The organism is Pseudomonas mucidolens (assembly GCF_900106045.1).
Taxonomy (GTDB): Bacteria; Pseudomonadota; Gammaproteobacteria; order Pseudomonadales; family Pseudomonadaceae; genus Aquipseudomonas; species Aquipseudomonas mucidolens.
This window is the reverse complement of sequence record NZ_LT629802.1, coordinates 5,128,912-5,146,811: the sequence shown is the minus strand read 5'-3', so window position 1 is coordinate 5,146,811 and position 17,900 is coordinate 5,128,912. Positions and strand designations below refer to the sequence as shown.

The window sequence follows — 17,900 nt, the reverse complement described above, 5'->3', positions numbered from 1 at the left end:
TTATTGAACGCCGAACTGCTCGCGGTACGCCTTGACCGCCGGCAGGTGCTGCTTGAGCTGTGGATCGTCTTCCAAAAACTGCAAGACCTGGTTCAACGAAACAATGCTCACCACCGGAATCGCGAAATCGCGCTCCACTTCCTGGATCGCCGACAACTCACCGTTGCCACGTTCCTGACGGTTCAGTGCAATCAGCACGCCCGCGGCCTTGGCGCCGTCCTGGGAGGCGATGATCTGCATCACTTCACGAATGGCTGTGCCCGCGGTGATCACGTCGTCGATAATCAGCACATCGCCCTGCAGTGCAGCCCCGACCAGGCTACCGCCTTCGCCATGGGCCTTGGCTTCCTTGCGGTTGAAGCACCATGGCAAATCCCGCCCGTGGTGTTCGGCCAGCGCCACGGCTGTCGCGGCAGCCAAAGGAATACCTTTGTAGGCCGGACCAAACAGCACATCGAAGGAAATACCACTTTCAACAATGGCGGCGGCGTAGAAACGACCGAGCTGAGCCAGCGCCGAACCCGAATTGAACAGGCCGGCATTGAAGAAATACGGGCTGGTGCGCCCGGACTTGAGGGTGAACTCACCGAAGCGCAAAACCCCGCGATCGATGGCAAAACGAATGAAATCGCGTTGATACGCCTGCATGAAAAAAGCCTCAGATACCACGGATTTAGCTAATTAGGTGGACGGCGTGTATCATACACGCACGTGATTTTTGGGGCCATTTATGCGGATCATCAGTGTGAACGTTAATGGTATTCAGGCTGCAGTCGAGCGTGGTTTGCTCAGTTGGCTGCAAGCCCAGAATGCTGACGTCATCTGCCTGCAGGACACCCGCGCCTCCGCCTTTGAACTGGACGACCCAGCCTTCCAACTGGATGGCTACTTCCTTTATGCCTGCGATGCCGAAGTCCCTGCCCAAGGTGGCGTGGCTTTGTATTCGCGGTTGCAACCCAAGGCGGTCATCAGCGGCCTCGGCTTCGAGACAGCCGACCGCTACGGGCGCTACCTGCAAGCCGATTTCGACAAGGTCAGCATCGCGACCTTGCTGCTTCCATCAGGGCAGAATGGCGATGAAGACTTGAACCAGAAGTTCAAGCTAATGGACGATTTCGCCCGTTACCTGGATAAACAGCGGCGTAAACGTCGCGAGTACATTTATTGTGGCTCGCTGTATGTGGCGCAACAGAAGCTGGATATCAAGAACTGGCGCGACAGCCAGCAATCACCGGGCTTCCTGGCGCCGGAACGGGCCTGGATGGACGAGATTGTCGGCAATATGGGCTATGTGGACGCCCTGCGCGAAGTCAGCCGTGAAGGCGATCAGTACAGCTGGTGGCCGGATAACGAACAGGCTGAGATGCTCAACCTGGGCTGGCGGTTCGACTACCAGTTGCTGACCCCGGGCCTGCGTCGCTTTGTGCGTAGCGCACGCCTGCCACGTCAGCCGCGCTTTTCACAGCACGCGCCACTGATTGTGGACTACGACTGGACCCTGACCATCTGAGGTCATTGTCCAGACAGCAAAGTCCAGGCACAAAAAAACCGACAGCGATGTCGGTTTTTTTGTGGACGCTGGTTACTTGATCAGCCGCCAGGTCAGGGGATAACGGTAAGCGACCCCCTTGTTGGCCTTGATGCCGGCGATAATCGTCAGCACCAACGCGGCGATCACCACAACTGCCATCAGCAGGAAGCCAATCACCACAAACCCCAGCACAATGCAGACCACCCAGGCGATAGCCACGGTGATCTGGAAGTTCAGCGCCTCCTTGCCTTGATCATCGATGAGTGGGTCCATGTCCTTCTTTACCTGCCACAGGATCAACGGTCCGAGCAGGCTGCCGAATGGAAACACCAGCCCGAAAAAGGCCGCGAAGTGACAAAGCATGGCCCACTGGCGCACCTCCTTGTCCGGGACTGGCACGGGAAGCTGATTGTCACTCATGGCCTTTCTCCTCAAGGCTGACGTCAGTCAGCCAGTGCGACGTTCTGCAGTTCGAATATCTCGGTCATGCCTTTCTGCGCCAACGCCAGCATGGCGTTCAACTCGGCCGGCTGGAACGGCGCGCCTTCGGCGGTGCCCTGCACTTCGATGAAACCACCGGTGCTGGTCATCACCACGTTCAAGTCAGTCTCGGCGGCCGAGTCCTCAAGGTAGTCCAGGTCCAGCACCGGCTCGCCCTGGTACATGCCCACCGATACAGCGGCGATCATTTGCTTGAGCGGGTCGCCGCTTTTCAGGCCGCCGCGCTTCTTGATGACTGCCAAGGCGTCGACCAGGGCAACCATGGCGCCAGTAATGGACGCAGTGCGCGTGCCGCCGTCGGCCTGGATCACATCGCAGTCGACGTACAGGGTAACGTCGCCCAGCTTGGACATGTCCAGCGCCGCACGCAGGGAACGGCCGATCAGGCGCTGGATTTCCAGGGTGCGACCGCCCTGCTTGCCACGGCTGGCTTCACGCTGGTTACGTTCGCCGGTGGCTCGGGGCAGCATGCCGTATTCAGCGGTCAACCAACCCTGGCCCTGCCCCTTGAGGAAACGCGGCACACCATTTTCGACGCTGACGGTGCAGATAACCTTGGTATCGCCAAACTCGACCAGTACGGATCCCTCGGCGTGTTTGGTGTAGTTGCGGGTGATGCGGATCGAGCGGAGCTGATCGGCAGCGCGACCACTTGGACGTTTCATAGGGGATACCTGTACTGAGGACGAAAAACTGCCGAACATTATAGAGCCGCCAACCGATTCAGGGCACTTCTAATAAATTCGGTTACGAATGGATGGCCCCGAACCGAGCTTGCCAACCTTTGTCACAGCCACTGTTTGGGGCAGCCCGTCCAGTTGCGCTACAATCCTGCGCCTTCGCAGCCTGTCGGCTTAAGGCCCGCCGTAGGAGCGCAATGCCGTTCAGTTAAGATTTTTTGTAGGAGCGAGGGGCACGCCTAGTCTTTGCTCGCGAAGAACTCATAGGCACCGCGTTTATCCAGGAAACACGCGTTATCGTTGACGTTTTTCGCGAGCAAGCCCGCTCCTACAGAACAGCATTAGCTTGTCGGCTTCAATTTACCTATCAGCCCGTTTTTACGGGACTGCATCGCGAGGTACCTCCATGGTGCACAGCATGACCGCCTTCGCCCGCGTCGAAAAAGCCGGCGCCCAAGGCACCCTGAGCTGGGAGTTGCGCTCGGTCAACAGCCGCTACCTGGAACCGCACCTGCGCTTGCCGGAATCTTTTCGCGACCTCGAAGGCGCGGTGCGCGAAGCGCTGCGCGCCGGTATCTCCCGCGGCAAGCTGGAATGCACCCTGCGCTTCACCGAAGAGACCACCGGCAAGCCGCTGCAGGTCGACCGCGAGCGTGCCGCGCAACTGGTCGCCGCGGCCGAAATCATCGCCGGCCTGATCAAACAGCCGGCCGCGCTGAACCCACTGGAAGTCCTGGCCTGGCCCGGCGTGCTGGTGGCCGATGCCACCGATCCGCAAGCCCTCAACGCCGAGGCGCTGGCCCTGTTCAATCAAGGCCTCAAGGAACTCAAGGCCGGCCGTGAGCGCGAAGGCGCGGAACTCGCGCGCCTGATCAATGAACGCTTGAACGCTATCGAGCAAGACGTGCTGACCCTGCGCGAACTGGTGCCACAGATGCTCGCCACTCAGCGCCAGAAAGTCCTCGACCGCTTCACCGACATGAAGGCCGATCTCGATCCCGTGCGCCTGGAGCAGGAAATGGTCCTGCTGGCACAGAAGAGCGACGTCGCCGAAGAACTCGACCGCCTGAGCACCCACATCCTGGAAGTACGCCGGGTGCTCAAGTCCGGCGGTGCCGCTGGTCGACGCCTCGACTTCCTGATGCAGGAACTCAACCGCGAAGCCAATACACTGGGCTCCAAAGCTTTCGACCCGCGCAGCACCACGGCCGCGGTCAACCTCAAAGTGTTGATCGAGCAGATGCGTGAACAAGTACAGAATATTGAGTAAGGCACCTCCCATGACCCACAGCACTGGCACCCTGTACATCATTTCCGCCCCTTCGGGCGCGGGCAAGAGCAGTCTGGTCAAGGCCCTGACCGACGCCAATCAAGAGATCCGTGTCTCGGTCTCTCACACCACGCGGGCCATGCGCCCCGGCGAAGTGAACGGCGTGAACTATCATTTCGTCGAACGCAGCGAGTTCGTGAAAATGATCGAGCACGGTGACTTCCTCGAGCGCGCCGAGGTGTTCGGCAACCTCTATGGCACCTCCCAGAGTCATCTGCAGCAAACCCTGGACGAAGGCCATGACTTGATCCTGGAAATCGATTGGCAGGGTGCCGAACAGGTGCGCCAACTGATGCCGAAAGCCCGTTCGATCTTCATCCTGCCGCCGTCGCTTGAAGCCTTGCACCAGCGCTTGACCAACCGCGGACAAGACAGCGACGAGATCATTGAAGGCCGCATGCGTGAAGCGGTCAGCGAAATGAGCCACTACGTCGACTACGACTACTTGATCATCAACGACGACTTTGCCCATGCCCTGGACGATCTGCAGGCGATTTTTCGCAGCAATCAGTTGCAGCAAAAGCGTCAGCAGCAGCGTTTTGGTAAATTATTGGCCGAACTGCTTGGCTGATTGGCTCTTCCCAAAACCGCTGTAAGGGCCTTACATTGGCACCTGTAGCGTGCTTGCGATGGCCTGCAAAAAATCAGCGCTTCCCTAAACGCTGGTGATTTTTTAAACTGTTCAGTCCGCTCGCCCAACCGGGCAGCGCGCATCTTGCATTCGCTCCGAGGAATACCATGGCCCGCGTAACCGTTGAAGACTGCCTAGAACACGTGGATAACCGCTTTGAGCTGGTCATGCTCTCTACCAAGCGTGCCCGTCAATTGGCCACTGGCGGCAAAGAGCCACTGGTGCAGTGGGAAAATGACAAGCCTACCGTTGTGGCCCTGCGCGAAATCGCTGAAGGCCTGATGAGCTACGAGTTCATCGCCAATGCCGAAATCGTTGAAGACGAACCGCTGTTTGCAGCGTTCGAGGATGAGTCCAACGAGGCCGTCTAAGCCTATGCCTGGTCGACGTAGCACGGCGCGGGGTCAACGCCCGCGGCAGGAGTTCACACTTTGCCGAGCATAGACGCCCTCGCCGATCGCTTATCGACCTACCTCGGCCCAGACCAGGTCAACCTGGTCCGCCGAGCGTATTTCTACGCCGAACAAGCCCACGACGGCCAGCGCCGCCGCAGCGGCGAGGCGTACGTCACGCATCCTCTTGCAGTGGCCAATATTCTTGCCGACATGCACATGGACCATCAGAGCCTGATGGCCGCGATGCTGCATGACGTGATCGAAGACACCGGTATTGCCAAAGAGGCGCTCTCTGCGCAATTTGGCGAAACCGTGGCCGATCTGGTCGACGGGGTCAGCAAACTGACCCAGATGAACTTCGAAACCAAGGCCGAAGCCCAGGCGGAAAACTTCCAGAAAATGGCCATGGCCATGGCCCGGGATATCCGGGTGATCCTGGTCAAGCTGGCCGACCGCTTGCACAACATGCGCACACTGGAAGTGTTGTCCGGCGAAAAACGCCGACGCATTGCCAAGGAAACCCTGGAAATCTACGCGCCCATCGCCAATCGGCTGGGCATGCACGCCATTCGTATCGAATTCGAAGACCTCGGTTTCAAAGCCATGCACCCGATGCGTTCCGCGCGCATCTACCAGGCGGTCAAGCGCGCCCGGGGCAATCGCAAGGAAATCGTCAACAAGATCGAAGAGTCCCTGAGCCATTGCCTGGCAATCGATGAGATTGAAGGTGAAGTCAGCGGCCGCCAGAAGCACATCTACGGCATCTACAAGAAGATGCGCGGCAAGCGTCGGGCCTTTAACGAGATCATGGACGTCTACGCGTTCCGGATCATCGTCGACAAGGTCGATACCTGCTACCGTGTGCTGGGCGCTGTACATAATTTGTACAAACCCCTGCCGGGGCGCTTCAAGGATTACATCGCCATTCCCAAGGCCAACGGCTACCAGTCGCTGCACACCACGCTGTTCGGCATGCACGGGGTGCCGATCGAGATCCAGATCCGCACGCGGGAAATGGAAGAGATGGCCAACAACGGCATCGCCGCCCATTGGCTCTACAAATCCTCGGGTGACGAGCAGCCCAAAGGTACCCATGCCCGCGCCCGACAGTGGGTCAAGGGCGTGCTGGAAATGCAGCAACGTGCCGGCAACTCGCTGGAATTCATCGAAAGCGTGAAGATCGACCTGTTCCCGGACGAGGTCTACGTGTTCACGCCCAAAGGCCGGATCATGGAGCTGCCCAAGGGCTCCACGGCGGTCGATTTCGCCTACGCGGTACACACCGACGTCGGCAACAGCTGCATCGCCTGCCGCATCAACCGCCGCCTCGCGCCGCTGTCGGAACCCCTGCAAAGCGGCTCCACGGTGGAAATCGTCAGCGCACCAGGTGCACGCCCGAACCCGGCATGGCTGAACTTCGTGGTGACGGGCAAGGCTCGCACCCACATTCGTCACGCCTTGAAACTGCAACGCCGCTCCGAGTCCATCAGTCTCGGCGAACGCCTGCTGAACAAGGTGCTCAACGGCTTTGACAGCGCCCTCGACAAGATTTCCACCGAGCGCGTGCAGGCAATGCTCCACGAGTATCGCCAGGAAACCATCGAGGATTTGCTCGAAGACATCGGCCTGGGCAATCGCATGGCCTATGTGGTGGCCCGCCGACTACTCGGCGAAGGCGAACAACTGCCAAGCCCCGAAGGCCCGCTGGCCATTCGCGGCACCGAAGGCCTGGTGCTCAGCTATGCCAAGTGCTGCACACCGATCCCGGGAGACCCGATTGTCGGGCACCTGTCCGCCGGCAAAGGCATGGTGGTGCACTTGGACAACTGCCGCAATATCAGTGAAGTCCGCCACAACCCGGAAAAATGCATCCAGCTGTCCTGGGCCAAGGATGTCACCGGCGAATTCAACGTCGAGCTGCGGGTGGAGCTGGAACACCAGCGTGGCCTGATCGCGCTGCTGGCCAGCAGCGTCAACGCGGCCGATGGCAATATCGAGAAAATCAGCATGGACGAACGCGACGGTCGCATCAGCGTGGTCCAACTGGTGGTCAGCGTCCACGACCGCGTACACCTGGCCCGCGTGATCAAGAAACTGCGCGCCCTGACCGGCGTTATCCGCATCACGCGCATGCGTGCATGACGCCCCCTACAGCCCAGACACTACAAGGAGTCATTCATGACCAAGACTGTTATCACCAGCGACAAGGCACCTGCTGCCATCGGCACCTACTCCCAGGCGATCAAGGCGGGCAACACCGTCTACATGTCCGGCCAGATCCCGCTGGACCCAAAAACCATGGAGCTGGTTGAAGGCTTCGAAGCGCAAACCGTCCAGGTCTTTGAAAACCTCAAGTCGGTGGCCGAAGCCGCTGGCGGTTCGTTCAAGGACATCGTCAAGCTGAACATTTTCCTCACCGACCTGAGCCACTTCGCCAAGGTCAACGAGATCATGGGCAAATACTTCGAACAGCCTTACCCAGCCCGCGCCGCCATTGGCGTTGCTGCCCTGCCAAAGGGCGCGCAGGTTGAGATGGATGCAATTCTGGTCATCGAGTAATACCTGCGGCGCAATCCCTAGCGGTTGCGCCGACTTCGTTTTAAAAGGATTTCGTCATGCGCAAAGCGCTCGTTGCTTCCTCGCTGCTCGCGCTGCTACTCAGCGGCTGCGCCAGCAATCCTGCCGACCGTGACGTCAGCGGCACCTGGATCAATCAGGTGGCCATTGACGCCGCATCCCAGGGCGGCCCTTTGCGTGAAGCGTTGCAAGCCTACGGCCCGAACCTCGAATGGGAGGTCAACACCAAGGCCAGCCAGGCGCGCTATTTCAACGGCTTTGAGCGTCCCGAAGGTAAGCTGCTGGGGGAAAAGTCCGGCATCTGGAGCGTTGACTTCTATGGCAGCTCGACCACTGAGCTCAAGCGCGATGGCAGACAACTGCTGCAAGCGGCCAATGACAATGAGCCCGAGCAACTGTTTGATCGCCCCAGTGAGCCAGCCCCGGAAGGCGCGCCACTCGGCGCCAGCTTCGAGCGAGCGCTGTACGCCTCCTATATGGGTGGCAGCTGGACAATCAGCAGCGGAAATGGCGCAGGCGCCACCGTGCACTTCCAGGCCAATGGCCAGGTAAGCGGCCTGCCAGGCGTAGATCAATACTCGCTGTGCCTCGCTGGCGATTGCGCGTCGATGAGCGGCGGCTACGACAGCGTCTGGCTGCAGCAAGGCGGCCAGGGCAATCCGTGGATTTTTGCGCGCAGCGGCAAGCAATTGGAGATCTTCCAGGCGATCAATACGTCCCAGGCAGACGAAGTGCCTTCGTTTACCCCGGGGCCACGCCAGTGGTTGCTGGAAAAACAGTAAACCCCTTGCAGGAGCCGGCTTTGTGGCTCCTGCCTGGCAGGGGTCAGCCTTTCAGAATGGCGGTGTAACCTTCGCGGTAACTCGGGTACGTCGGCGCCCAGCCCAGCGCCCTGGCTCGGGCGTTGCTGCATTGTTTGCTGCCCGCGCGCCGCACACTGGCGTCTTCCGCCCACTCGGTAACACCCAGATATTCACGCAACCAGCCAACGACGTCCGCCAGCGGCGCTGGTGCATCGTCGACACCGATATAGACCTTGTCCAACCCACCGCCCTGCTCCACATGCCGCAGCAAAAAGGCCAACAGGCCCGCCGCGTCATCCGCGTGGATGCGGTTCCCATACAAAGGCGGATCGGTTGCCACACGGTAACCTCGGCGCACCTGAGTCAGCAGCCACTCGCGGCCCGGACCGTAGATCCCGGTCAAACGCACAATGCTCGCAGCAATGCCACTGTTGAGCGCTACCTGCTCGGCCTCCAACATCACCTGCCCGGAATAACCCTGTGCCTGAGTCTCAGAAGACTCGTCGACCCATTCGCCGTTCTGCTGACCGTACACGCTGCTGCTGGATACAAATAAAAGCTGCTTGGGCGCCTGACCATAATCGTTCAGCCACTCGAGCACATGCTGCAAACCTTCGACATAGGCCTTTCGATAGCCTGCCTCGTCATGGTCGGTCGCCGCCGCGCAGTACACCAGGTAATCCACGCCGCCCACTGGCCAGGTTTCAGGACACTCTTTGTCGAACAAATCACCGGCAATACCGATCACCCCTTCCGGCAGGCGAGAGATACTTCGTCGCAGGCCATAAACCTCCCAATTCCAAGCCAGCAACTGGGTCGCCAGACGGCTACCCACATCGCCGCAACCGGCAATCACAACAGAAGGCGCAGACATCACAAAACTCCGTTCTCAAAGGTCTAGATTAGCCTTCGCAAGTGACCAGCGGCCAGAAAAAGCACAAATAAAGTTACTGTATTACTTTTGTTAACAAGAATTACTTGCAATAATAACCGCCCATTTGTCCTCGACCCTCAAGGTCTGGAAGGACGATCACTCATTTTTTCTCTCAGGTCCGGCCAGCATGACACGCAATAAACTTCCCGCTTCGCCAACCAAGCTTCACAGCCCATCTCGCGCCTGGCGCGCGATTGCTGCGCTGCTGTTCAGCGCTCTGCTGGCACCGACCGCCGCGTTCGCCGATGCCACGGCTCCGGCCACACAGCCTGCTGCCACGCCCGCAGCCGCACCGGCACCAGCACCGGCACCAGCACCAGAGCAAAACGCAGCAGCACCTGACGCACCGGCGGCAGCGCCTGTCGCCAGCGATCCGGCCGCCGCCGATGGCCTGGCCCCGGCTGACGAGTCCGGCGTCGTGCTGGAAGAAGACAACACCTTGGGCATGGCCCACGACCTGTCGCCCTGGGGCATGTACCAGAACGCTGACATCATCGTGAAAATCGTGATGATCGGCCTGGCCATTGCCTCGATCATCACCTGGACCATCTGGATCGCCAAAGGCTTCGAACTGCTGGGTGCCAAACGCCGCCTGCGCTCCGAAATCGCCAACCTGAAAAAAGCCACCACCCTGAAAGAAGCCAGCGAAAGCGCGGCGATCAAGGGCACGCTGGCACACCTGCTGGTTCACGATGCGCTGGAAGAAATGCGCCTGTCGGCCAACAGTCGCGAGAAAGAAGGCATCAAGGAACGGGTCAGCTTCCGCCTTGAGCGCCTGGTTGCAGCCTGTGGCCGCAACATGAGCAGCGGCACCGGCGTACTGGCGACCATCGGTTCCACCGCGCCGTTCGTCGGCCTGTTCGGTACCGTATGGGGCATCATGAACAGCTTTATCGGCATCGCCAAGACCCAGACCACCAACCTCGCCGTCGTGGCCCCGGGTATCGCCGAAGCCTTGCTGGCAACGGCGCTGGGCCTGGTGGCCGCGATTCCCGCGGTGGTCATCTACAACGTCTTCGCCCGCTCCATCGCCGGCTACAAGGCCCAGGTGTCGGACGCTTCGGCTGAAGTCTTGTTGCTGGTCAGCCGTGACCTCGATCACCAGCCTACCGAGCGCAGCTCGCAACCGCACATGGTGAAAGTGGGGTAATCGGCCATGGGCCTGCATTTGAATCAAGGCGACGACGAACTCGTCGAAAACCACGAAATCAACGTCACACCGTTTATCGACGTGATGCTGGTGCTGCTGATCATTTTCATGGTGGCGGCCCCCTTGGCGACGGTCGACATCAAGGTCGACCTCCCGGCTTCCAGCGCGAAACCCGCGCCACGGCCGGAGAAACCGGTGTTTCTCAGCGTCAAGGCCGATCAACGCCTGTTCCTGGGCGAAGAGGAAGTCAAATCCGAAACCCTCGGTGCGGTGCTCGACGCCAAGACCCAGGGCAAGAAAGACACGACGATTTTCTTCCAAGCCGACAAAGGCGTGGACTATGGCGACCTGATGAGCGTGATGGATGCCCTGCGGGCAGCCGGCTACCTCAAGGTAGGCCTGGTCGGACTTGAGACGGCAGCCAAGAAATGATCACGACGCGCCACAAACTGACGCGATATGGCAGCAGCCTCGCCGTCGTGCTGGGCGTCCACGCCGTCGCGATTATCATCGCGCTCCAGTGGTCGGCGCCCCAGGTGGTCCAGCTGCCACCGGCCGCCATGGTCATCGACCTGGCGCCGATGCCGGCCCCGCCACCTCCGGCTCCACCGAAGGTGGTGACGCCACCGCAACCGCCCGAACCGGTCGAAGAACTGCCATTGCCGAAACTGGCCGAAGCGCCAAAGCCGACCATTGCAGCGCCCAAACCGGTCAAGCCCAAGCCCAAGCCAAAACCGCAGCCGCCAAAACCTGAGAAAAAGCCTGAGCCACCCAAGGAAAAACCTTCCGAAAAGCCGCCCAGCGAATCCCCTCAGAATAACGCGCCCGCGGAAAAATCGGCGCAGCCAACCCCCGGCCCTTCGCCTGCGCAAATCGCCGCCAAGGCCACTTGGCAAAGCACCTTGCTCGGCCACCTGGCGAAGTACAAAAAGTACCCACCAGGCGCTCAAGCCCGTGGCAAGGAAGGCTTGAATCGCTTGCGGTTCGTGGTGGATGCCGAAGGCAAGGTACTCTCCTACGAACTGACGGGGCGTTCCGGCAACGCCGACCTCGACCGCGCCACGCTGGACATGATTCGTCGTGCCCAACCGCTGCCCAAGCCACCGCCCCACATGCTGACGAATGGCAGCATCGAAATCACTGCCCCGTTTGTCTACAACATCGAGAAACGTCGCCGCTAGCGGCTGAATGTGGGGGCGAGCTGGCTCGCTCCCACATTTGATCAAAATTGACCCTGGCATCGGGTCAATCCCTGCCAAAGTTCTGATAACGTGCGTCTATCGATTGCAGCCGGTATGCTTGGCCGCAACCTCATGGACGCCCGCTATGACTCTTACAGAATTACGCTACATCGTGACCCTCGCCCAAGAGCAACACTTCGGCCATGCGGCTGAACGTTGCCATGTCAGCCAGCCGACCCTGTCGGTGGGCGTGAAGAAGCTTGAAGACGAACTCGGTGTGCTGATTTTCGAGCGCAGCAAAAGCGCCGTGCGCCTTACGCCGGTAGGCGAAGGCATTGTTGCCCAGGCCCAGAAGGTACTGGAACAGGCGCAAAGCATCCGCGAGTTGGCCCAGGCCGGTAAGAACCAACTGACCGCACCGCTGAAGGTCGGCGCCATTTACACCGTCGGACCGTACCTGTTCCCGCACCTGATTCCGCAACTGCACCGCGTCGCGCCGCAGATGCCGCTGTATATCGAAGAGAATTTCACCCACGTGCTGCGCGACAAACTGCGCAACGGCGAGCTGGACGCGATCATCATCGCGCTGCCCTTCAACGAAGCGGACGTGCTGACCTTGCCGCTCTACGACGAGCCGTTCTACGTACTGATGCCCGCGTCCCATCCGTGGACCAAAAAAGACACCATCGACGCCGGCCTGCTCAACGACAAGAGTCTGCTGCTGCTCGGTGAAGGCCACTGCTTCCGCGACCAGGTGCTGGAAGCCTGCCCGACCCTGACCAAGGGTAACGACGGTGCCAAACACACCACCGTGGAATCCAGCTCCCTGGAAACCATTCGCCATATGGTCGCGTCGGGCCTGGGTATTTCGATCCTGCCGCTATCGGCCGTGGACAGTCATCACTATGCCGCCGGCGTGATTGAAGTACGTCCACTGACGCCACCGGTACCGTTTCGCACCGTGGCGATTGCCTGGCGCGCGAGCTTCCCACGGCCAAAAGCCATCGAAATCCTCGCCGACTCGATCCGCCTGTGCTCGGTGGCCAAGCCGCCCGCCGCGAGCTAAGTTGCCGTCATGAGCGAGTTGTCACAGGTATCGGTGACGGCACTCAAGGGTGTCGGCGAAGCCATGGCCGAGAAGCTGGCCAAGGTTGGCCTGGAGAATCTCCAGGACGTGCTGTTTCATCTGCCATTGCGTTATCAGGATCGCACTCGCGTGGTGCCCATCGGCCATCTGCGCCCTGGGCAGGACGCGGTGATCGAAGGCACCGTCAGCGGCGCCGACGTAGTGATGGGCAAGCGCCGCAGCCTGGTGGTGCGTCTGCAGGATGGCACCGGCGGCCTGAGCCTGCGCTTTTACCATTTCAGCAACGCGCAAAAAGAAGGCCTCAAGCGCGGCACCCGCGTACGTTGCTACGGCGAAGCTCGACCTGGCGCTTCGGGGCTGGAAATCTACCACCCGGAATACCGCGCCATTACCGGCGACGAGCCACCACCGGTTGATACCACGCTCACGCCAATCTACCCGCTGACCGAAGGTCTGACCCAACAGCGCCTGCGCCAGTTGTGCCAGCAGACCCTGACGCTGCTGGGCCCGAAAAGCCTGCCTGACTGGCTGCCTCAAGAGTTGGCCCGCGACTACCAACTGGCACCGCTGGATGATGCGATTCGCTACCTGCATCATCCGCCAGCCGATGCCGACGTCGACGAATTGGCCCTTGGTCATCACTGGGCCCAGCATCGCCTGGCGTTCGAAGAACTGTTGACCCATCAACTGTCCCAACAGCGCCTGCGCGAAAGCATGCGCTCGCTGCGCGCCCCGGCGATGCCCAAGGCCACTCGCCTGCCAGCGCAGTACCTGGCGAACCTGGGCTTCGCGCCAACCGGCGCTCAGCAACGGGTCGGTAACGAAATCGCCTACGACCTCAGTCAGCAAGAGCCGATGCTGCGCCTGATCCAGGGCGACGTGGGCGCTGGTAAAACCGTGGTTGCCGCCCTCGCCGCGCTGCAGGCCCTGGAAGCCGGCTATCAAGTGGCGCTGATGGCGCCCACCGAGATTCTCGCCGAACAGCATTTCATCACCTTCAAGCGCTGGCTCGAACCGCTGGGCCTGGAAGTGGCGTGGCTGGCCGGCAAGCTCAAAGGCAAGAATCGGCTGGCAGCCCTGGAGCAGATCGCCGCTGGCGCGCCGATGGTGGTCGGCACTCATGCGCTGTTCCAGGACGAAGTGCAGTTCAAGAACCTGGCATTGGTGATCATCGACGAACAGCATCGTTTCGGCGTGCAACAACGCCTGGCCTTGCGTCAGAAAGGCGTGGGCGGCCGCATGAGCCCGCACCAATTGATCATGACCGCCACACCGATCCCGCGCACCCTGGCCATGAGCGCCTACGCCGACCTCGATACCTCGATCCTCGACGAACTGCCGCCCGGCCGGACCCCGGTCAACACCGTGCTGGTCACTGATACCCGACGCGTCGAAGTCATCGAACGGGTGCGCGGCGCCTGCGCCGAAGGACGTCAGGCCTATTGGGTGTGTACGCTGATCGAAGAGTCGGAAGAACTCACTTGCCAGGCTGCTGAAACCACTTACGAAGACCTCACCAGCGCGTTGGGCGAGCTCAAGGTCGGGCTGATCCACGGCCGTATGAAGTCGGCGGAAAAAGCCGCGGTAATGGCCGAATTCAAGGCCGGCAACCTGCAACTGCTGGTGGCCACCACGGTGATTGAAGTCGGCGTCGACGTGCCCAATGCCAGCCTGATGATCATCGAGAACCCCGAACGGCTTGGTCTGGCGCAGTTGCACCAATTGCGCGGCCGCGTCGGTCGGGGCAGCGCCGCCAGTCACTGTGTGCTGCTCTACCACCCGCCGCTGTCGCAGATTGGGCGCCAGCGCCTGGGAATCATGCGTGAAACCAACGACGGTTTCGTGATCGCTGAAAAAGACCTGGAGCTGCGTGGCCCCGGCGAGATGCTCGGCACCCGCCAGACCGGGCTGCTGCAATTCAAGGTCGCTGACCTGATGCGCGATGCCGATTTACTCCCCGCGGTGCGCGACGCGGCCCAGGCATTGCTGGAGCGCTGGCCACAACACGTCAGCCCGTTGCTGGATCGCTGGTTGCGGCACGGCCAGCAATACGGTCAAGTGTGACGGCGTGCTCACTTAGTCGACCCCCACTCGGACCAAGCTGGTTATACTCCTACGAAATGTAGGAAATTGGATTCGGCCATGTCAGAAGTTGCCCACGCCACAGTTCCGCCGACCGTACCCATGGTCATTCGCGATCTGCTTGCAACACTCGCCATCAGCTATACGGAAGTTGTCGAACATGCTGGCCTGAATCCGGCGCGAAGAGTTCAAGCCGTACTGCTCGATGATGCCGTGGGCACGCTCATGGTGCTGTTTCCCCATGACCAGTTGCTGGACCTCAATCGTCTCACCGAACTGACCGGCCGCAAGCTGACTGCCGTCTCGCCGGACCGCCTGGAGCGCATGCTCGGCAAACACAACCTCAGCCAGTTGCCCGGCATACCACCGTTGACCAGTTCGCCGTGCCTTTACGAAGAAAGTCTGCTGCGCGAGCCCACGTTGCTGGTTCCCTCGGGTGAAGCCTCGGTGCTGCTGGAAGTCTCCACTGACGACTTCAAACGCTTGTTGAGCAACGCCAGCGCCGCCAACTTTGGCGAGCCCCTGAGCAACATCCAGCCCAACTTTGACCGCCCGAATGACGACCGCGACGAAATCACCCAGGCGGTGCAGGCGTTTACCGTGCGGCGCATCCAGCAACGCCTGGAAGCTACCATTGAAATCCCGCCGCTGGCCGACACCGCGCAGAAGATCATCAAGCTCCGAGTCGATCCCAACGCCACCATCGACGACATCACCGGCGTGGTGGAAACGGATCCAGCTCTCGCCGCGCAAGTGGTGAGTTGGGCGGCCTCGCCGTACTACGCCTCACCGGGAAAAATCCGTTCGGTAGAGGATGCAATTGTGCGGGTGCTGGGCTTTGATCTGGTGATCAACCTGGCCCTGGGCCTGGCGTTGGGCAAAACCTTGAGTTTGCCCAAAGACCACCCACAACAGGCCACACCGTACTGGCACCAATCCATCTACACCGCAGCGGTGATCGAAGGCCTGACCCGCGCCATGCCACGCGCCCAGCGCCCGGAAGCGGGCCTGACTTACCTCGCCGGCCTGTTGCACAACTTCGGCTACCTGTTGCTGGCGCACGTGTTCCCGCCGCACTTCTCGCTGATCTGCCGGCACCTGGAGGTCAACCCGCACCTGTGCCACAGCTACGTCGAGCAACATTTGCTGGGGATCAGTCGCGAGCAGATCGGCGCCTGGCTGATGCGTTACTGGGACATGCCGGACGAACTGTCCACCGCCCTGCGCTTCCAGCATGATCCTGCCTACGACGGTCAATACGCGGAGTATCCAAACCTGGTGTGCCTGGCTGTGCGCCTACTGCGCAGCCGTGGCATCGGCGCCGGCCCTGACGCCCAGATCCCCGACGAACTGCTGGAACGTCTGGGCCTGAGTCGCGACAAGGCCGAAGATGTGGTGAGTAAGGTACTCGATGCCGAAGTGCTGTTGCGCGAACTGGCGTCCCAGTTCCACTGAGGCTGGGTTCCAAGGCTGTGGCCTGGAGGTTGGCAGGTAGTGATTTCGGTCTTACGCCCGTCTCTCAAGCCTTGGGTTTTTTCTTCGGCTTCAGATATTTGGTCAAACCCTGGAACCAGATCACCAACGCCGGATTGCCCTTGATCTGGATCGATTTGTCCTGAATCCCCGTCATGAACGCCAGCTGCTTGTTCTTCGCCTGCATCGTGGCAAAGCCGTAGGCGGCGTCTTTAAAGGCGATGGCAAACGCAGGCTGCGGGTGAACACCCGAGCGGCTGGTGATGCGCTGATCCTTGACGATGAAGTGCCGGGCAACCTTGCCGTCGAGGGTCTGCAGCTGAAACGCCAAGTCCTTGTCACCCAACTGTTGCTGGAAGGCAGGGTTGGAGCGGCTGGCTCTGCTCATCATCAGGCCCAGCACCCACAAAAGAAAACGAAATTTCATGCACACGGCCTCAATGTAATTATTAAGTGGCCGCAGCAGTTTAACGATTTGCAGGCAGAACACCACCGATCTTGCGCATTAGCAGAAGATCGGTTGGTGTTTACCGCTTATAGCAACAACTTACCTTAAACGTTAGGGCAAGGAACGGGCGCCCAATCGGCCAGGTTCGGATCGCGGCAAGTGCCTTCGATCTGACTTTTACCAGCGCTGGCCACCTGATTGCTCTCAGCTTGCTTGGCCTTGGCGGTCTGGATGGTTTTTTCGGTGGTCACGGCTTCTTTCGGCACCGTTGGCAGCGCCTGCTTCTTCGCGGCCTTGACCGGCTTTTTGCCTTTTGTCGCGGTTGTCGTCTCGGCCTTGGCCACGGTGACCACATCGTTACGCTGCACACCCACCTGCTGCAGGTCTTTCTCGTAAGCCTGGGTGTAGTTGTTCAGGTCTTCGCTGGCCTTGCCGTTCACCGCTACGATCAAGTCGTTGGATTCATTCAGGCCGGAGACGATTTCCGCCAGGCGCTTGCGGCCTTCGGTTTCGTTGACGGTCTTGGCTTTGCGATCGGCCACCAGTTTGGTGAACGCGCTCTGGTAGCACTGCTGGGACGCCTTGGCGTATGCAGTGCTGCGATCGATGTCGGAGGCGCTTTTGTTGAAGTCGGCAGCGTAGGAAGCGATGCGTTGGTTGTCATCGCTGATCTGTTTCTGACGCTCGGTGTAGTAACCCGCCGCGCCGCCCGCCAGGGCACCGCCCGCTGCGCCGATGGCGGCATTGCGACCACGGTTGTCGGAGTCGCCGGTCAGGGCGCCCAGCAACGCGCCACCGGCCGCGCCAAGGGCCGCGCCCGTCACCACCGACTTGGTCATGTCAGAATCAGTGGCACGCAGGTGCTGCACCGGCTCGTAGCAGTTCGGGTAGTACTCGACCTTGGTGCTTGACGCGACCTTGGACGCCGGCGAGGTGGCGCAACCCGTCAATACGGTGCTGAAGCCCGCCGCGATCAGCAGCAAGTAACGCTTGGAAACCGGTGTAGACGTCTTAGGGGAAAAAAGCATAGTTGTGTTCTCTTTTAAGTTTGACCAGCCCAGCACGGCACACCACCGCCTGAGTCCCTTCCAAGCTCG

19 protein-coding genes are annotated in these 17,900 nt (G+C 60.4%); 13 read left to right on the top strand and 6 right to left on the bottom strand.

The window, feature by feature from the left end:
- Positions 1-648 (bottom strand): orotate phosphoribosyltransferase, encoded by a 648-nt coding sequence (gene pyrE / locus BLU75_RS23630; RefSeq protein WP_084381535.1) that lies wholly within the window; start codon positions 646-648, stop codon positions 1-3.
- 82 nt (positions 649-730) lie between these two features.
- Between pyrE and BLU75_RS23625 the strand changes: the two genes are divergently transcribed.
- Positions 731-1,510, top strand: a complete 780-nt coding sequence (locus BLU75_RS23625; RefSeq protein ID WP_003176915.1) for an exodeoxyribonuclease III — start codon at positions 731-733, stop codon at positions 1,508-1,510.
- 72 nt (positions 1,511-1,582) lie between these two features.
- Here BLU75_RS23625 and BLU75_RS23620 read toward each other — a convergent pair whose 3' ends face one another.
- The gene (locus BLU75_RS23620; RefSeq protein WP_084381536.1) at positions 1,583-1,951 is read right to left on the bottom strand and encodes a DUF4870 domain-containing protein; all 369 of its coding nucleotides are present in this window, start codon (positions 1,949-1,951) and stop codon (positions 1,583-1,585) included.
- Positions 1,952-1,974: 23 nt separating this feature from the next.
- Entirely contained in the window at positions 1,975-2,697 is a 723-nt protein-coding gene (gene rph / locus BLU75_RS23615) for a ribonuclease PH (RefSeq protein WP_084381537.1), read from the bottom strand.
- A 421-nt stretch (positions 2,698-3,118) separates the two neighbouring features.
- On the opposite strand from rph, the gene BLU75_RS23610 reads away from it, so the two are divergent.
- The 6 genes from BLU75_RS23610 to BLU75_RS23585 all read left to right on the top strand — a co-directional run bounded on the left by BLU75_RS23610 (position 3,119) and on the right by BLU75_RS23585 (position 8,427).
- Positions 3,119-3,982 (top strand): YicC/YloC family endoribonuclease, encoded by an 864-nt coding sequence (locus tag BLU75_RS23610; protein ID WP_084381538.1) that lies wholly within the window; start codon positions 3,119-3,121, stop codon positions 3,980-3,982.
- A gap of 10 nt (positions 3,983-3,992) precedes the next feature.
- The gene (gmk, locus tag BLU75_RS23605; protein ID WP_084381539.1) at positions 3,993-4,613 is read left to right on the top strand and encodes a guanylate kinase; all 621 of its coding nucleotides are present in this window, start codon (positions 3,993-3,995) and stop codon (positions 4,611-4,613) included.
- Positions 4,614-4,780: 167 nt separating this feature from the next.
- Positions 4,781-5,044: a DNA-directed RNA polymerase subunit omega gene (gene rpoZ, locus BLU75_RS23600; RefSeq protein WP_003176920.1), complete on the top strand. Its 264-nt coding sequence runs from the start codon at positions 4,781-4,783 to the stop codon at positions 5,042-5,044.
- Positions 5,045-5,104: 60 nt separating this feature from the next.
- Positions 5,105-7,210 (top strand): bifunctional GTP diphosphokinase/guanosine-3',5'-bis pyrophosphate 3'-pyrophosphohydrolase, encoded by a 2,106-nt coding sequence (gene spoT, locus BLU75_RS23595; protein WP_084381540.1) that lies wholly within the window; start codon positions 5,105-5,107, stop codon positions 7,208-7,210.
- A 36-nt stretch (positions 7,211-7,246) separates the two neighbouring features.
- On the top strand, positions 7,247-7,627 hold the full coding sequence (locus BLU75_RS23590) for a RidA family protein (protein ID WP_003176922.1): 381 nt from the start codon (positions 7,247-7,249) through the stop codon (positions 7,625-7,627).
- A 56-nt stretch (positions 7,628-7,683) separates the two neighbouring features.
- On the top strand, positions 7,684-8,427 hold the full coding sequence (locus BLU75_RS23585; RefSeq protein WP_084381541.1) for a hypothetical protein: 744 nt from the start codon (positions 7,684-7,686) through the stop codon (positions 8,425-8,427).
- A gap of 43 nt (positions 8,428-8,470) precedes the next feature.
- Here the strand turns inward: BLU75_RS23585 and BLU75_RS23580 are convergent, their stop codons facing one another.
- Positions 8,471-9,322, bottom strand: a complete 852-nt coding sequence (locus BLU75_RS23580; protein WP_084381542.1) for an SDR family oxidoreductase — start codon at positions 9,320-9,322, stop codon at positions 8,471-8,473.
- A 187-nt stretch (positions 9,323-9,509) separates the two neighbouring features.
- Between BLU75_RS23580 and exbB the strand changes: the two genes are divergently transcribed.
- From exbB to BLU75_RS23550, 6 genes are all read left to right on the top strand, one after another.
- Positions 9,510-10,532 carry a tonB-system energizer ExbB gene (exbB, locus tag BLU75_RS23575; protein ID WP_084381543.1) on the top strand — a complete coding sequence of 341 codons (1,023 nt, stop codon included), beginning with the start codon at positions 9,510-9,512 and terminating at the stop codon, positions 10,530-10,532.
- Positions 10,533-10,538: 6 nt separating this feature from the next.
- A complete protein-coding gene (gene exbD / locus BLU75_RS23570; protein WP_084381544.1) occupies positions 10,539-10,964 on the top strand; it encodes a TonB system transport protein ExbD in 426 nt (141 codons plus the stop codon).
- Positions 10,961-11,713, top strand: a complete 753-nt coding sequence (locus BLU75_RS23565) for an energy transducer TonB family protein (RefSeq protein ID WP_084381545.1) — start codon at positions 10,961-10,963, stop codon at positions 11,711-11,713. Before exbD ends, BLU75_RS23565 begins: the two co-directional genes overlap by 4 nt.
- A 145-nt stretch (positions 11,714-11,858) precedes the next feature.
- On the top strand, positions 11,859-12,779 hold the full coding sequence (locus BLU75_RS23560) for a hydrogen peroxide-inducible genes activator (RefSeq protein WP_084381546.1): 921 nt from the start codon (positions 11,859-11,861) through the stop codon (positions 12,777-12,779).
- A gap of 9 nt (positions 12,780-12,788) precedes the next feature.
- A complete protein-coding gene (gene recG, locus BLU75_RS23555; protein ID WP_084381547.1) occupies positions 12,789-14,864 on the top strand; it encodes an ATP-dependent DNA helicase RecG in 2,076 nt (691 codons plus the stop codon).
- Positions 14,865-14,942: 78 nt separating this feature from the next.
- A complete protein-coding gene (locus BLU75_RS23550) occupies positions 14,943-16,337 on the top strand; it encodes an aminoacyl-tRNA deacylase and HDOD domain-containing protein (RefSeq protein WP_090221571.1) in 1,395 nt (464 codons plus the stop codon).
- Between the two features lie 64 nt (positions 16,338-16,401).
- Here the strand turns inward: BLU75_RS23550 and BLU75_RS23545 are convergent, their stop codons facing one another.
- A complete protein-coding gene (locus BLU75_RS23545) occupies positions 16,402-16,782 on the bottom strand; it encodes a helicase (RefSeq protein WP_084381549.1) in 381 nt (126 codons plus the stop codon).
- A 125-nt stretch (positions 16,783-16,907) separates the two neighbouring features.
- Positions 16,908-17,831, bottom strand: a complete 924-nt coding sequence (gene tagQ / locus BLU75_RS23540) for a type VI secretion system-associated lipoprotein TagQ (RefSeq protein ID WP_084381550.1) — start codon at positions 17,829-17,831, stop codon at positions 16,908-16,910.
- Positions 17,832-17,900 lie beyond the last annotated feature (69 nt).

Coding starts and splice junctions, on each gene's coding strand:
- BLU75_RS23565 (WP_084381545.1), top strand. CDS start 10,961: ATGATCACGACGCGCCACAAACTGACGCGATATGGCAGCAGCCTCGCC.
- BLU75_RS23580 (WP_084381542.1), bottom strand. CDS start 9,322: ATGTCTGCGCCTTCTGTTGTGATTGCCGGTTGCGGCGATGTGGGTAGC.
- BLU75_RS23545 (WP_084381549.1), bottom strand. CDS start 16,782: ATGAAATTTCGTTTTCTTTTGTGGGTGCTGGGCCTGATGATGAGCAGA.
- BLU75_RS23625 (WP_003176915.1), top strand. CDS start 731: ATGCGGATCATCAGTGTGAACGTTAATGGTATTCAGGCTGCAGTCGAG.
- recG (WP_084381547.1), top strand. CDS start 12,789: ATGAGCGAGTTGTCACAGGTATCGGTGACGGCACTCAAGGGTGTCGGC.
- BLU75_RS23610 (WP_084381538.1), top strand. CDS start 3,119: ATGGTGCACAGCATGACCGCCTTCGCCCGCGTCGAAAAAGCCGGCGCC.
- pyrE (WP_084381535.1), bottom strand. CDS start 648: ATGCAGGCGTATCAACGCGATTTCATTCGTTTTGCCATCGATCGCGGG.
- BLU75_RS23590 (WP_003176922.1), top strand. CDS start 7,247: ATGACCAAGACTGTTATCACCAGCGACAAGGCACCTGCTGCCATCGGC.
- BLU75_RS23560 (WP_084381546.1), top strand. CDS start 11,859: ATGACTCTTACAGAATTACGCTACATCGTGACCCTCGCCCAAGAGCAA.
- exbD (WP_084381544.1), top strand. CDS start 10,539: ATGGGCCTGCATTTGAATCAAGGCGACGACGAACTCGTCGAAAACCAC.
- gmk (WP_084381539.1), top strand. CDS start 3,993: ATGACCCACAGCACTGGCACCCTGTACATCATTTCCGCCCCTTCGGGC.
- rph (WP_084381537.1), bottom strand. CDS start 2,697: ATGAAACGTCCAAGTGGTCGCGCTGCCGATCAGCTCCGCTCGATCCGC.
- tagQ (WP_084381550.1), bottom strand. CDS start 17,831: ATGCTTTTTTCCCCTAAGACGTCTACACCGGTTTCCAAGCGTTACTTG.
- rpoZ (WP_003176920.1), top strand. CDS start 4,781: ATGGCCCGCGTAACCGTTGAAGACTGCCTAGAACACGTGGATAACCGC.
- BLU75_RS23620 (WP_084381536.1), bottom strand. CDS start 1,951: ATGAGTGACAATCAGCTTCCCGTGCCAGTCCCGGACAAGGAGGTGCGC.
- BLU75_RS23585 (WP_084381541.1), top strand. CDS start 7,684: ATGCGCAAAGCGCTCGTTGCTTCCTCGCTGCTCGCGCTGCTACTCAGC.
- BLU75_RS23550 (WP_090221571.1), top strand. CDS start 14,943: ATGTCAGAAGTTGCCCACGCCACAGTTCCGCCGACCGTACCCATGGTC.
- exbB (WP_084381543.1), top strand. CDS start 9,510: ATGACACGCAATAAACTTCCCGCTTCGCCAACCAAGCTTCACAGCCCA.